General features: G+C 43.5%; 14 protein-coding genes and 1 pseudogene. 4 read left to right on the forward strand and 11 right to left on the reverse strand.

The genetic code is table 11. The annotated features are described in order from the left end of the window. Positions 1 to 25: 25 nt before the first annotated feature. The 11 genes and pseudogenes from PGR14_RS04920 to PGR14_RS04970 all read right to left on the reverse strand — a co-directional run bounded on the left by PGR14_RS04920 (position 26) and on the right by PGR14_RS04970 (position 10,052). Entirely contained in the window at positions 26 to 1,291 is a 1,266-nt protein-coding gene (locus PGR14_RS04920; RefSeq protein WP_270223088.1) for a sensor histidine kinase, read from the reverse strand. Beyond that, a complete protein-coding gene (locus PGR14_RS04925) occupies positions 1,267 to 1,956 on the reverse strand; it encodes a response regulator transcription factor (RefSeq protein WP_055247955.1) in 690 nt (229 codons plus the stop codon). The genes PGR14_RS04920 and PGR14_RS04925 overlap by 25 nt, the downstream gene beginning before the upstream one ends. A gap of 20 nt (positions 1,957 to 1,976) precedes the next feature. Further along, positions 1,977 to 2,384: pseudogene (locus PGR14_RS04930) on the reverse strand (hypothetical protein); the annotation flags it as partial. 94 nt (positions 2,385 to 2,478) lie between these two features. Next, positions 2,479 to 3,240 carry a hypothetical protein gene (locus PGR14_RS04935; protein ID WP_055247951.1) on the reverse strand — a complete coding sequence of 254 codons (762 nt, stop codon included), beginning with the start codon at positions 3,238 to 3,240 and terminating at the stop codon, positions 2,479 to 2,481. Positions 3,241 to 3,360: 120 nt separating this feature from the next. Further along, positions 3,361 to 3,903, reverse strand: a complete 543-nt coding sequence (locus PGR14_RS04940) for a hypothetical protein (protein ID WP_055247949.1) — start codon at positions 3,901 to 3,903, stop codon at positions 3,361 to 3,363. After that, positions 3,903 to 5,897: a recombinase family protein gene (locus tag PGR14_RS04945; protein WP_334304292.1), complete on the reverse strand. Its 1,995-nt coding sequence runs from the start codon at positions 5,895 to 5,897 to the stop codon at positions 3,903 to 3,905. The genes PGR14_RS04940 and PGR14_RS04945 overlap by 1 nt, the downstream gene beginning before the upstream one ends. Further along, positions 5,878 to 6,108 (reverse strand): helix-turn-helix domain-containing protein, encoded by a 231-nt coding sequence (locus PGR14_RS04950; RefSeq protein WP_040894231.1) that lies wholly within the window; start codon positions 6,106 to 6,108, stop codon positions 5,878 to 5,880. The genes PGR14_RS04945 and PGR14_RS04950 overlap by 20 nt, the downstream gene beginning before the upstream one ends. Before the next feature lie 89 nt (positions 6,109 to 6,197). Then, the gene (locus tag PGR14_RS04955) at positions 6,198 to 6,383 is read right to left on the reverse strand and encodes a hypothetical protein (RefSeq protein ID WP_021683581.1); all 186 of its coding nucleotides are present in this window, start codon (positions 6,381 to 6,383) and stop codon (positions 6,198 to 6,200) included. A 15-nt stretch (positions 6,384 to 6,398) separates the two neighbouring features. After that, positions 6,399 to 7,688 (reverse strand): plasmid recombination protein, encoded by a 1,290-nt coding sequence (locus PGR14_RS04960; RefSeq protein ID WP_270223090.1) that lies wholly within the window; start codon positions 7,686 to 7,688, stop codon positions 6,399 to 6,401. A 377-nt stretch (positions 7,689 to 8,065) separates the two neighbouring features. Beyond that, complete coding sequence (locus tag PGR14_RS04965; protein WP_118629651.1) at positions 8,066 to 9,457, reverse strand: DNA primase family protein; 1,392 nt, start codon at positions 9,455 to 9,457, stop codon at positions 8,066 to 8,068. After that, positions 9,432 to 10,052 (reverse strand): CHC2 zinc finger domain-containing protein, encoded by a 621-nt coding sequence (locus PGR14_RS04970; RefSeq protein ID WP_118629653.1) that lies wholly within the window; start codon positions 10,050 to 10,052, stop codon positions 9,432 to 9,434. Before PGR14_RS04970 ends, PGR14_RS04965 begins: the two co-directional genes overlap by 26 nt. A 222-nt stretch (positions 10,053 to 10,274) precedes the next feature. On the opposite strand from PGR14_RS04970, the gene PGR14_RS04975 reads away from it, so the two are divergent. From PGR14_RS04975 to PGR14_RS04990, 4 genes are read left to right on the forward strand one after another with little or no spacing between them, the layout of a single operon-like run. Beyond that, entirely contained in the window at positions 10,275 to 11,378 is a 1,104-nt protein-coding gene (locus PGR14_RS04975) for a DUF6076 domain-containing protein (protein WP_118763341.1), read from the forward strand. A 12-nt stretch (positions 11,379 to 11,390) separates the two neighbouring features. Then, entirely contained in the window at positions 11,391 to 12,017 is a 627-nt protein-coding gene (locus tag PGR14_RS04980) for an alpha/beta fold hydrolase (protein ID WP_055058962.1), read from the forward strand. Positions 12,018 to 12,051: 34 nt separating this feature from the next. Beyond that, positions 12,052 to 13,224, forward strand: coding sequence for a hypothetical protein (locus PGR14_RS04985; RefSeq protein WP_117598362.1), 1,173 nt, complete (start codon positions 12,052 to 12,054; stop codon positions 13,222 to 13,224). 16 nt (positions 13,225 to 13,240) lie between these two features. Continuing rightward, positions 13,241 to 13,918, forward strand: a complete 678-nt coding sequence (locus PGR14_RS04990) for a response regulator transcription factor (RefSeq protein WP_118219448.1) — start codon at positions 13,241 to 13,243, stop codon at positions 13,916 to 13,918. The last annotated feature ends 57 nt before the right edge of the window (positions 13,919 to 13,975 follow it).

The following is a 13,975-nucleotide window of genomic DNA, read 5'->3' on the forward strand; positions in this document are numbered from 1 at the left end:
TGTAAGATTTCTGCTCACTTAAAATTTAACCAACATATGGTAATTGAATCACAAACGTGCTTCCTTTTTTCTTTTTGCCGGAGGTTACCGTAATCGTACCTGCGTGTTTTTCGATAATTTCTCTCGATAGAAAAAGTCCGATTCCTGTACCACTCTTTTCCATGACCTCCTTGGAACTTCCTCTGTAAAATCGTTGAAAAATTTTGTGATACTCATTCTGCGGAATACCAATTCCCTGATCCTCAATTTCCATTCTTACAAGATCGTTTCTTTTTTGTAACCGGATAAATATTTTCGAACCACACGGACTGTACTTGACCGCATTATCCAGAACGTTGATCACAGCTTCACCAAGCCACCTTTTATCTTGCATAACCATGCATGTTTCCAGCTCTTTTGCATAGTCAAAAACGAATTCAATTTCTTTCTCATCCGCTTTTGGATAAGTACAGTTCACAGCAGATATGACAGTATCCATAAGCGGAAGTTTTTTCTTATTAATCTGAATCAGTCCAGTTTCCATCTTGGATATTTCAAGAAGCGACTGCAATAATGTCTCCAGTCCATCCAGAGCACTCCGACAACGGATACGAAACTCCTCCTGTTCTGTGGCACTTAAGTCATTCTGCATCAGCACACTAAAACATGTATCCAAAGCTGCAACCGGTGTCTTTAACTGGTGAGAAATATCAGAAACCATTTCTTTCGTGTTCTCCTTTTCTGCCCTTGCTTCTTCCTTTATCAACTGAATATGATGTCCGATTGCTTCAAGCTGGTCATTCAATTTTTCCAGTTCTGCATGATTTTCCGTTTTCAGTAAATCATCAAATTTATTTTCACGGAATCTGATCAGAATTTCTTCCAACTGGTCTAAAATTTTCTGATGACACGCATCTTCTTTTTTCTTCCAATAAAGTAAAAAAGTCAAAAGAAGCACGCATATCAAAGTGCTTACAACACCGGTCACCATAACCTGATGCCGGAATTGTGAATAAAATGTATTCCCATTATTTCCCCAGTATCCATATTGCTCCAATAATTGCCTTCCCTGTTCGTTCGTTTCAATATCCTTATCCTTAAGCAATTCCGAAACAGCATCTAGCCCGGAAAATTCTTCCTTTGCAGCAATCTCTGTCATAAGATTCATTTTATATTTATAATCTTCATAAAACACATACGTGGTAAAGCAATTTAATATTGCAAACAATAATATGACAGGTAATACCAAGGAGAGCACTACTGTAATCTTCTTGCGATATCTCTTTGTCACTGCCTTATCTCCTGATTCCATATATACCCAAGACCTCTGATATTCTTTATATAGACCGGTGCAGCCGGATTGTCTTCGATTTTCTCACGGAGTCTTCTGATATTGACAGCGATTGTATTTTCATCCACAAAATCCCCTTCCAGATCAAACACATTTTCCAATATTTGTGTTTTTGAAAGAATCTGTTTCGGATTCTGAAGAAAAAAAGTCAGCATTTTCAACTCCGTTTTTGTCAGACTGATTTCACGACTCTTTATCAGGACTTTCATTTCTCCTGCGATAAATACGATATCTCCCGAAATCATCTTTCCGGCTTCCGTTTTCTCCTGTCTGCGGCGGAAATGTGCTTCTATTTTCAAAAGAAGTACCGAAAGACTAAACGGCTTTGTAATATAATCATCTGCCCCTGCTTCATATCCCATGACCTGATCCATCTCCTGATCTAGTGCTGTAAGACAAATAATGTATGTATTATAATTGCATCTCATCCACCTTACAAATTCCAGTCCATTCCCATCCGGAAGATTCACATCACAAATGGTAACATCCACATTATTATCACTTGCAATTCTTTTCGCTTTTTTCACTGATTCTGCTGAAAAAACCTCATATCCGGATTTTTTCAGTGAAAATGTAATTCCACGATTTAAATTTTCATCATCTTCAACCACGAGTATACCTGGCATAGCATATGCACCTCTCTTTATTAACTATTCATCTTAAAATGCTTCAATGCCTCCACAATTGCACTCTCTTTATCTTCTGGACACTGCGGTTGCCTGCTATCTTCATTTTTAGGTAAATTAGGACTTGGAACAAGTTCCAAGTCTGTCGCGGCAGTCGTCGAATTGCCCTGCAAGCAGTCCATTCTCCTCGTTGCAACGCGCAAATTCTTTCCAACCTCAATTCCGCATTTTCTCTTTACCTGTGAGATATACAGATTGGAAACCTTCATGCCGGCATTATGTTCAGCCACATACTTCTTTATCTCATCATATGTATCCTTAGTCTCTGCAGATGTTATATCCATATCATCAAGTTCAATCGTGACATTAATGTAATCATCCGGCTTTTATCCTAGTTTGGACAACAAAACACAAGTTTCCACATGCGTGTCATTTTAAGACATATCCCCACAAATCAACAGAAAAAATATAATTATCTTTATAATATGAATAGCAGTAATCAATAACCTACTACATTTATCCTTAATGTTTAATCAAAAAATCTGACTTATTCTCTTCATAACTCTTAAGAATACTTATAAAATGATTGCTTTTAATTGCATCGTAGTTATTCATTTTCTTTAATTCTAAATAATTTTTCTTCGCAATTTCCATGCTGGTATGGCTTATGTAACATGCTGCATATTCACTAATAGATGGAACAGCCCAAAGATATTTCTCTGATTTTACTACTTTGTTATCTTCATCATATATAATCGATAATGTTAAGTAATAAATCGTAACCATACGCGTTTCTGCTATAGAACTTGCAAGCTTCACCTGAAATCTATCGACTTCATTTGCACCTATACTTTGTGAAACATTAAATACTTGTTGTTTCTCTTTCCCTAAAACCACATCATAAGTATGAGAGGATTCTACCAATTGATAATGGGTCATTTGCGGATTGATCATATTATAGTAATCTAATATATCGAATGATATCTCTTTTATATAGGCTACTTGGTCTCCAATGTTTCTCAATTTTATATCAACAATAAATTCTTTATCTTCATTTAAAGAGATATCTACTATTTTTATATTTGATTGTTGTTTTTCTTCTGTAAGATTTGTAATTTGAAGAATGTTTCCATCCCCGATAACATTTTTATCTCCACTAACATTAAGATTTCCCTCACCACCTTTAGGAGTTTTTGTTTTTAATATTGCAAAGAAAGCTGATATAATAGCTATACCTAAGCCACTAAATATCCATTCTTTATTACTTATAATCCATTCTACCATGTAAATATTCTCTTTTGTTTTTTTATTTACCAGCTTTTCTCTACAACCGTCCTATTTATCTGATATTTTAAAATACAACATCCATTCCGTTTGTGTAATAGACTACTGCATAAACAACATTTAATACAGCATAGGAGGTTTCCCTTTGTTATCCACAACTTTTCTGACATAACCTTCCCACTTTTGAATTATTTGTATCCATTCTTTAGATTTAAAATAATCATCTAAATTGCAATTCAAATCAAATTCTGGCATATACACCCCAAGAACACCCTTTTCTAATATTCCTTCTGCAATAACCCCTTTCTCTCTCAGTATTAAAACAGGCAATCCCAATTGGAAAGCCATAGCCGGTTCAATTTGACAATATGGACTAGTTAACCATTTATTGGATAAATCATACTCCTCCTCGCCAATATCACTAATCGGTTTCCCTGTTCCTTGTTTAATTAAACTTCTTCTAAACGCTATTGTTACTAATCCATTTGATTCTAACATCAACCTTCTTATTGCTGTTAATGGCGCATCCATATCATAATCTGTCACCCCTAACGTTCTTGGTTGTAACTCTCTTTCTTCAAAATAATGAATTATTCTTTCAATAAATTCTTCTTGCCTTTTTTTAAATGGTCTTGGATAACTCAAAAAGATAGAACTACTCATTAAATCTCCTCCATAATTTCAAAATATCTTAATGCATCCTTTATCGCTTCCACTTTCTCCGCTGTCGGATGCTTCCTCGGCTGTTTCAATTCTTCTATCGCATTAGGAGCATCATACATTGGCAAGCCTAAATCTCTCTTTACCTCTGCGATATATGCGGTATGTACTTTGAAGCCGTATTTCGTTTCTATGTACTCCTTTATCATTTTGTAGGTCACTCGTTCTTTGGGCTTATAGATTTCCGCTCTTTTAGCAATATTATCAAGTCGAACTTTTCCCTCACCCTCGCCAAACTCAACTTTTACGTTGATATGTCCGTCTGGCTTTTTGTGGGAAAGCAGTACTACAGTCTCGACTGTTGTTTCAGTTTCCAAGGGAAGTTCTTTCACTTCCTCGCCATCAATAGGCACAGGGAAATTGAATACAATCTTCTTTATCCAGCTTCCGTCTTTTCTCTTTTCCGGGAACATCTCAATTCGCTCGATAAAGGCTTTCATAAACTCTTTCTGTTCTGCTTCCGTTGCGGAATGGTAGACTTCATCAAATGCCAGTAAGAGCCGATAAATGTTATCGCCGGAGATTTTCTCCTGCTGGATGCTGCGTATCTGACTTTGCAATTCGCCAATCTGAACTTCGATTTCCTCTATCGTATCATACTGTTCATCATATCGGCGCTGCAAATCCAAAATTTTTCTGTCATAGTGGGCATCGTTGATGTCCAAGGTATCCATCTGACGCTCCAAGCGGCTTTTCGTTCCAAAGGCTTGCTTTAGCTGTCCTTGCAGAACGGCGATCTGCTTTTCCATATCCTCTGTATCAACCGCCGTTCCGATTTTCGCTTGAATTGCTTCTTCAAATCGGGGATTATTGACCATAGCGGAAATGATCTTTGCCACAAATTTATTGATTTCCGTCTGCTCGATATTGAGCCGGAAGCTACACTCATGCCCTGTGGGTGTAACCGTATTTTTGCAGTAGTAATAATACCGTGTTTTCTTGTCCTTGCTGTGTGCCTTGGCGATATTGCCGTACATACTCTTGCCGCAGCATGGGCATTTCAAGATACCGGACAGGATGTGTGCGTGGTCTGGATTGTTGACCTTTTCCCGCTTAAAGGAATTGATCTTGCGCTTTTCCTGTGCCAGATACCAATCCTCTTCAGAAATGATAGCTTCGTGCTGTCCTTCATAAACCGGAAACTCCAACTGCTCAACCACGTGCATCTCGTTTCTTGTACCCTGTTTCTTTTCAGTTCTTCGTCTGCCGTAAGCAATCTTTCCCATATAAACAGGATTGTACAATACATTTTTCACAAAATCTCTTGAAAATCCCGGAATGGTATTATTCTGTCTTAGTTTCTTAGTATAACCATTGCGGTTCAGATATTTTGCAACTCCTGCAACACCCTCATTAGTGTGAATGTAGCGGTCATAAATGACACGAATTACTTCCACTTCATCCTCTGCAATGACAAGGTTTCCGTTTTCCAGTTTGTATCCATAGGGAGCGAAACCGCCGTTCCATTTGCCTTCACGAGCCTTTTGCTCCCGTCCTGCCATTGTCTGTGTGCGGATATTTTCTCGCTCAATCTCTGCCACCGCAGACAGCACAGAGATCATCAGCTTTCCGGCATCCTTGGAGCTGTCGATGCCATCCTCCACGCAGATCAGATTAACACCGAAATCCTGCATGAGCTGCAAAGAGTTCAGAACATCCGCCGCATTTCTGCCAAATCGGGACAGCTTAAAGACCAGCACATAAGAAACATCATCTTTGCCGTCCTGGATATCGTTCAGCATCCGTTGGAAGTCCTGCCGCCCTTGGATGTTCTTGCCGGAAAAGCCTTCGTCAGAATACTCCCCGGCAATAATCATATCCTCGTATGCCGCATACTTCCGCAGCTTGTCACGCTGGGCATCCAAACTGTACCCGTCAACCTGCATAGAGGTGGACACTCTTGTATAAAGATAGCATTTAAGTTGTTTCTTTTTCAGAATCTCCACCTCCCTCATTCATTTCTTTTACCACAAGTCCTTCGTTGCGGATATAATACTCCAAAAGCCACAGCACATAATCCGGTGCATGGCGGTTGTCCAATTCCCACTCGGTCATAGTCCGATAAGGGATATGGACGAGCTTGCAAAAATCTTTCCGGTTCAGTCCTGTGCTTTCACGCAACTTAATAATTCTGTTTTTACAATCCATCCGTCTTTTCTCCATAAAAGCAAAAAGTACACGTTGCGTAATCATTATAGCATAGCCGCAACGAATACGCAACGTGTACATTGCAAATTTTACGCAGCCTTATCCGTCAGAAGCTGCGCTTGATTACTTTCCTCGGAATGCTCCACTCCCTGCGGTGCGTCCTGTTCCAATTTATCCAAAACCTGATGTCCATATTTCTGGAGCATCTGGCTCATAACATCCACACAGCGGTCAAATGCCGCATTATATTTCGCTTCCTCATAATATTTCTTCAATAGGCGATTCCTCCATCAAAGTTCCATATCCTGTCCACGCTTCCGGGCAGGGTGTTCGTGTTCCTGTGTTTGCTTTCCTCTGATGAGGATAGAATTGATAAAAGCCCGAACCTTTTCGGATGCGATTTCCAGTGCATCCAGAAAGGGTTGGGCTTTCTTTTTCAGCTCTTGATATTGTTCATGCAGCGCATCGTACCGCTGCTTCCATGTTTTTGCACTTTTCTCCGCTTGCTCGAATTTCTGCTTGTACTTGATCTTCTCTGCCTTTTCCGCAAAGCTACTGACAGCATAATCTTTGAGTGTGCGGCATTCATCCGGTGTCAGTGTGATATTGTTTCCGAATGTGGCTTTTTTGCCCATTACTTCAATGTCCTGCACTGTCAGCGCAATGGTCTTTGCCGCCTTGGTTTCCTTTTGCAAAGATTCCAGTTTCTTTTTCTGTTTTGCTGTGGCAGCTTTGGCATCCTCCAAATTCTGTTCTGCCTGTGCCACCTGCCCGGTCACAGCTTCCAGCCGTTGCTGTTCTGCCTGCACCTTGAACTGGGTCACAGTCAGATGTTCCTCGGTGCTTCCACGTTCTCCACGCTCCAGATCGGTATATCCGGCAACTCGCATGAAATGAAAAAAGTCATCCTGCAACACACTGTAGGACGACTTCAAAATCTTTTTTCCTTTTGCGTTCAACATTGGATTACCATCCTTGTCAAGCACCGGCTTGGACTCCCATTTTTTACTGCGGCTGACCTGCGTGATCGTTTCCTTTACCGTTCCCCGGAGGGATTCATCCTTACATCGCTTCGACCAAAGGATCTGCTTTTCCACCACCGGGATATAAACCACATGAAGGTGGTAGTGGTACACATCTTCGCCCAGAGCTTCGGACATTGCCCGGTTGCGCTCGTCGGCGTGCATCACAGCGGATAGGATATACTGCTCACCGCCTACGATCTCCACGGCGGCTTTATAGGCATCGGCATAAAACTGTTTTGCAAATTCATAGCCGCCGTGATTGTAGAAGTAAGCAGAGTTCACATCAAAGATCAACTCACCGTATTTGACGGCATCCGGTTTCAGACCTCTGGTGGAGATCACGCCATCCTGTTCCATCTGCTCGAACATTTTTACATAATCGTCAGTGGGAGACTTGAAGTGAACATTCAGCGCAGTACGTTCCGGCACGATGTCCTGATTGCTGTAGCTGTCCTTTTCACGCTCATTGTGTTCCTGTACCTTCGCCACATCAGCCGGTGTTTCCAAGTCCTGATTTCTGGCTACGGTACGGTCTATTCCATCATTTCTTGCCATTGGATTTTTCCTTTCTTTGAGATTTGCAGACAGCGGAAGGCTGGAGAACGGCACTTTTTCAAAGTGTAATAACCCACTATGACACTTTCATCCATACTGGCTGCAAAGTGCCGTGGGCTCTCCGAGGGCTCTCCCGAGGGGGAATGCGGTCACTGCGGTGACCTCTGCTGACCAAGGCGAAAATGTCTGCACCTTTTCCCATGGTCAGCCCGTCTGCATGAAGCTGTTCTGTGTCAACTTCCTCTTGCAGCCGGTGTCCACAGACACTTTTTCAAAAGCCTGTGGACATGAAACAGCCCAAATAAAGGAAATGAGCTGTTTCTATCACAAGCGTTTCACGCTCTTTTGCTGCGTACATACGTACCAGCCAATGGGATTTACTCGACCTGCCGCCATTCCTCCGGAATGTCCTCCGGTACGTACGTACACGGCGAATCTCCGTAAAACCCATTTATATGAGGTCGTGCAATGGCTTCCACTCCCATGAATCCCCAAACCCGCCGTCCGGCAGAGTTGGTGATATTGTTGCAATGTTCCAGATTAAATTTCTTGGCATTGGCAATCATGGCGTCGCTGAAGCTGCGGGCTTTCAGCGGTGCAAGGGAATTTTCTTCGCACCACATCCGGTAGATTTCATAGAAATCCTTGGAACTGATGGACGCATCCGCTTTACGCTGGATGTATCCCTCGGAATCCATGAAATCAAAGATATTGTTGTTGTCACGCTTGACCGCTTCCCGGTTTTCCCGGATACGCTCACTCTCCGTAAACTTAAAGTTGTTGGCAACAAGCCGCTGTAAGCCTTCAAATGCCCACAGGAAGATACCCTCGGCTTCAGCTTTCATCTTCTCCGCAAGGTCGGGATCGTCAGCTCTGTCCACTGGCTTTTCCTTGGTGGTCAGCACAAGCTGTCTGCGATAAAATCCGTCACTGCGGTCATACAAGGCTTGCAGATCACCGTTGCTGAATGCCAGCAATCGGGCGAACATCCAACCCTGATAACTCTGCTTGCCTTTGCGTTCCAAATCCATCTTGCCCTGTGCGGTGACAATGGATTTTACATAGTTGGTCTGGCGCAGAGCTTCCATCCGCATATCATCATCCACGCACAGGAGAATGTGTTCCAAATCGGCACGGGCGAAGCGGTTTTCAGAAATCTTGCCGATGCTGCCGTCTTTCATATTCGTGCCAAAGATGGTAGACAGTACCGCACCGATTTGAGATTTACCCTCGCCGCCGTTGCCTTTAATCACCATCATGCGCTGCCCCTTGTTGGAGGGAATCAGGCAATAGCCGATAAACTCCTGCAAAGTTGGAATGTCCTCGGCGTAAAGCAACCCATCCAGAAAGTTCAGCCAGATCACCGGCGCAGTAGCATCGGGATTGTAAGCAACCGGCAAACGGCTCCGCACGATAGCCGGTCTGCCCTCGGTAAATGTGCCGTTCAATAGCAGCGTACCGTTGAACACATGGATGCGATCCTGCTCCGGTGGGAAGTCAGGCACTTGCGCTTCCAGTTTCAGCACTTCCAGAATGTTGGTGATCTTCCGGGGGATGTTGTTCACGGCACAGAATTTCAGCTTGTCGTAAATCTCCCCACGCAGAGGAAGATCGTCCGTCACTCGACCATCGGGTGTGAAAAAAGCTCCGTTTGCGAAGATGATCCTGCGCTCTTGCAGAAATTCTTCACAAAACAGAGCTTCGTTGATGTTCTGCCCGTCAAACCAGACAGGCAAATTCATATCAGGCGTTTTCCGGTTCTTCGCCATGGTGCGCCACCTCCTTTTTCTTTCGTGTGATGTACTCTTGCAGAAAAGCAATTTTGCCGTCCTGCATCAGCTTGTCCACCAATGCCACCCGTTCTTCCAGATCACCCACCGTCAGCACATCTGCCATATATTCGATATGGCAGTGCATCTGGCAGGCTTCCACAAAACGGTCATCCAGAGCATCTTCCGGTGTCTTGGGAGCATAGCGCACTTTCCAATCTTCCAACAGATGCAAATAATCCGTCAGCACCCGGAAGCACAGCATTTCATCCTCCCGGAACTGACGGATATAGGGACGCTTCGGCTTGACCATAGCTGCGGCAGTGGGCGGTTTTGGGTCAAGTCCAAAGTCCGCAGCCAGCTTTTGCGCTGCTTCATAACTGCTCAGATTGAACAGCCTTGCCACAAGGTCGATCACATCCCCTTTGGCTCCGCAGCCGAAGCAGAAAAAATAGTCCTCATTCAGCTTCAAGCTCGGATGCCTGTCGTTGTGGAACGGGCAGCAAGCCATGCCATTGTGGCTCACTTTCAGCCCGTAGTGTTCGGCGGCTTGCTTGACGCTGATTGCCGCCTTGATGGTTTCATAGATTGTCATAGAAAACCCTCCGTTCATAATATTCTGGAAAGCACGAAGCACCCGCCGTGATTGGCAGGTGCTTCGCTCCTTCTATTATGGTTATGACGGATTTTTCAAAAAACAGGCTAATGACAGGACAATCCTGTTTCAAAAAACAGGACAACTTATCTGAGGACGTAGATTTCTTCACATTTACATGATATAATTAAAAAAATGAAAAAACAGGACAGGAGGGCAAGCATGAATCAAGAATTGATGACATTGGATTTCTGGCAGGATACGGTCATATATGAGAGCAAAGCATTTCCTGTCGGTACGCTTGCCTGTGATGCACTGAATGTTCCTGTGAATACCATTGCAAAAATAAACGAGCAATGCGAGAAAATCAATCTGCTGCTTGGAATATTAAACGCCGGACAGGATGCTTCTGCACTCTGTCCTATTGCAAAGGAAGCTGCTCTGACGATGCTCGATATTCTCAGTCAAACACCGCCGTTCTCCTATATGAATATCTCAAAGCACAGAGAACGGATTGAAAAAGTCTTTACTGTGGACAATGCGCTGAAATATGTGGAGTTTGCCATAAAAGCCGCAACCAATTCTTTGCAATTTGAAGAAATCCAGAACTTTACCGATGCGATGATGCTCCAACGCTATACCGCAGTTTTCGGGCATCTGGCATACTCCCTTGGGGAATACCAAACGGCCATGCTTGATTTTGCAGAAAAAACAGACGGCAACGAAGCAGACCGCACCGCAGAGGGTTTTGCAAAAATGTTCGGCAGCTATTTCCCGCCGGAGTTTTCCATCACGGAAGGCAATGCCTGGATGTCTACCCTGAACAATTCCGTTCAGTATGTATCCGTCATCCGTCCCGGCGAAAAAGTTGCGAAGCTGGTCAAGCGGATGCACTATGTATCCTTTGTAGGGATGTTCCGGTCTGATCTTTTTGAGGGCTTATGTGTTGGTCATGCCCCGAAAAAATGCAAAATCTGCGGCAAGTGGTTCCTCACCACCAACGCAAGGCACACCAAATACTGCGGCGGCTATGCACCGGGGGACAAGCTGCACCGCACTTGCCGGCAAATCGGCAATCTAAAAGGCAGAGAACAGCGAGAGCTTGCAGACGATCATCCGATTATCCAGATATATGAAAAGAGGCTGAACACCATAAATCGCTATGTAAAGCGTGGTACTCTGGACGCTGACCTTGCGGAGGTCATGAAGAAACTGGCAAAAGATAAAGAACTCCGGGCAAAAAGTGATGTTGCTTATGCCAAAGGAGCTTATGAAAAAGAAATGGAACAGGCTGCTTTGCTTGCAGAAGCTAAGATACATATTTAGTGGGGGAACAATATGAAACAAATATATGTGCATGGATTAGGACAAACATCTGACAGTTGGACAAAAACAATAGATATTTTGCAAACTACTGATTACAGCTTGTGTCCGAATCTTCCTGATTTAGTTCATAGCAAAGAAGTGACCTATGATAATCTATATGCTGCATTTTCAGATTACTGCAATCAATATGATGAGCCTATTGATTTGTGCGGTTTATCGCTTGGGGGCGTATTAGCTCTGAACTATGCTATACAATATCCGAAAAAAGTTCGCTCCTTGGTGCTTATCGCCACACAATATAAAATGCCCAAGAAGCTTCTGAAATTTCAAAATCTTCTCTTTAGATTTATGCCTAAATCCATGTTTCAACAAATGGGATTTAGAAAAGCTGATTTCTTACTTCTATGCGAAACCATGATGGAGTTGGACTTTAACAACTCTCTGCACAAAATATCATGCCCTACACTATTGTTATATGGCGAGAAAGATACTGCGAATAAAAATGCTTCTATTGAATTGGCAGAATTGCTTAAGAACGTGGAATTAAAAACGATTATTGGTGCCGGACATGAAGTTAATATTGAATCACCGCAGGAATTGGCAGAAATACTTCATGCTTTTTATGAAAGAATGTCTTAAGGGATTCTTATAGAAATGAGAAGGGAGGTGCGCTATGCTGAGTGATTTTTCATGGGACATGACCGGATACATACCAAAACACGCTGTCAATCCGCACGGTGACGGCATCATTCCTTATGCGGCAGAGCGCATCTTTCAACTGGAACCGGAGCCTCCAGCGGTGGGCAATCTGAACGAATATATCCTGTCTGCCTTGCAGGAAAAGAATTTGATATATTTCTCATTCTTCCTACACCACTACGAGCCGCAGCTTAACAAGCGCATCAAAGACTTTCTCGGTGTGGATGGCGGCGATCTGTATGACACAGACCGATTTATAGATATAAAGCTCTCCTGCCGGGAGCAAATGCTCCAAAAGCTGATGGACTATGACCTTGCCAAGGGTGCAGAGTATGCTACATACATTTTCCCGTTCATCCGGGATGCTATGCTCCGTTTTCGCATGGGCGAAGAAAAATGGTCGGTGTCCTCTCTGACCAATTACAAAATGGTGCGGTCAATGGCTTGGCTGTACCACAATACCAAGGATGCGGTCAACGAATTTTCCAAGAAATACAACTGCGATCTTGCCCTTGCGGAAGAATATCTGAAAGTTGTCCGTGGAATCCGCAATCAGCAGCCTTTCTATGTCACAGACGAGGACGGCGAAGAAACAGGCGAGGATGTAGCCCTTGACGATAGCTGGAACTATACCGATATCCTCTGGAACGGCATACAGGCAGAAAAGGTGCAGCGGGCATTTGAGAAACTGAATTACCGGGAACAGACCTTGCTCGAAAAACGGTTAGCAATTTGCATGACCTGTGGGCGAGTTGGCTCATGGAAGAACCGCCCCACCTTTGAAGAACTGGCGGTTATGTTTGAGGGCAGTACAGCCAGCGGTGCAGAACGAGCCTACCGAAAAGCAGTGGACAAGTTGACGGAATTGTTGGTTGCCGAGGGCGCAATCCATGCAGTCCGGCTAAAACAGAAATCCAAGATCAAGCGAAAAAAGAAAATCGCCGCCGCAATCTACGAATATCAGGCAGACTGCGACGGCGAATGGGGCGAGATTTCATTTGATTTTGAGAATGGTACGGCAGAGATCATTCGCCTTGCCGATTGGGATACGATAAAAACCAACCGCTTTGCGAACAAGGCCGTAGCCTATCTTCTGAACTGTGAGAACGAAAAATTGCCCAAGGAAACGATGGTGGCATTTGAATAACGAAGGAGTGAGATACATGGAACAATTATTGATTATTGAAGATGATATCGGTTTGAATCAAGGCTTATGCAAAGCGCTGAAAGCAGATGGCCGTCAGATTATATCCTGCCATGATCTAAAAGCGGCAAGAGAACAATTGCTTTGCGGGAGTGTATCCCTGATCCTGCTGGATATCAATCTGCCGGATGGCAGCGGGCTCGAGCTGCTCCGGGAGGTCAAGGAAAACACACCCTATATTCCTGTTATTCTGCTGACTGCCAATGACACCGATCTGGACATCGTAGACGGACTGGAGAGGGGCGCTGATGATTACATTACCAAGCCCTTTTCTCTTTCGGTTTTGCGGGCAAGGGTGAATACCCAACTGCGAAAGCAAGCGTCAAACCATAAAAATGCGCCGTTCCATATGGATCTATTTCACTTTGACTTTGAGGCTATGACCTTTTATGTGGGAGATTCAAAAGTGGAATTGAGCAAAACAGAACAAAAATTACTGCGTCTGCTTGTTGAAAATCGTGGTCGAACCATGACCCGTGGAGACCTTGTCGACCGGATCTGGACAGATGGCGCAGAATATGTGGATGAAAATGCTTTGTCTGTTACGATCAAGCGTCTGAGGGATAAGCTTGGTGCACAGAAATACATTAAAACCGTCTATGGAATCGGTTATAGCTGGGTGACAAAAGATGAATAAAACCGGTATTGTGATCATACTGCTGTGTTTTCTGGCGGCGGCAGCTATTGTGTTATG

Source organism: Coprococcus sp. AF99-45 (genome assembly GCF_027663865.1).
Lineage (GTDB): Bacteria > Bacillota > Clostridia > Lachnospirales > Lachnospiraceae > Allocoprococcus > Allocoprococcus comes.

Coding starts and splice junctions, on each gene's coding strand:
- PGR14_RS04990 (WP_118219448.1), top strand. CDS start 13,241: ATGGAACAATTATTGATTATTGAAGATGATATCGGTTTGAATCAAGGC.
- PGR14_RS04925 (WP_055247955.1), bottom strand. CDS start 1,956: ATGCCAGGTATACTCGTGGTTGAAGATGATGAAAATTTAAATCGTGGA.
- PGR14_RS04935 (WP_055247951.1), bottom strand. CDS start 3,240: ATGGTAGAATGGATTATAAGTAATAAAGAATGGATATTTAGTGGCTTA.
- PGR14_RS04985 (WP_117598362.1), top strand. CDS start 12,052: ATGCTGAGTGATTTTTCATGGGACATGACCGGATACATACCAAAACAC.
- PGR14_RS04920 (WP_270223088.1), bottom strand. CDS start 1,291: ATGGAATCAGGAGATAAGGCAGTGACAAAGAGATATCGCAAGAAGATT.
- PGR14_RS04970 (WP_118629653.1), bottom strand. CDS start 10,052: ATGACAATCTATGAAACCATCAAGGCGGCAATCAGCGTCAAGCAAGCC.
- PGR14_RS04960 (WP_270223090.1), bottom strand. CDS start 7,688: ATGGCAAGAAATGATGGAATAGACCGTACCGTAGCCAGAAATCAGGAC.
- PGR14_RS04980 (WP_055058962.1), top strand. CDS start 11,391: ATGAAACAAATATATGTGCATGGATTAGGACAAACATCTGACAGTTGG.
- PGR14_RS04950 (WP_040894231.1), bottom strand. CDS start 6,108: ATGGATTGTAAAAACAGAATTATTAAGTTGCGTGAAAGCACAGGACTG.
- PGR14_RS04965 (WP_118629651.1), bottom strand. CDS start 9,457: ATGGCGAAGAACCGGAAAACGCCTGATATGAATTTGCCTGTCTGGTTT.
- PGR14_RS04975 (WP_118763341.1), top strand. CDS start 10,275: ATGAATCAAGAATTGATGACATTGGATTTCTGGCAGGATACGGTCATA.
- PGR14_RS04940 (WP_055247949.1), bottom strand. CDS start 3,903: ATGAGTAGTTCTATCTTTTTGAGTTATCCAAGACCATTTAAAAAAAGG.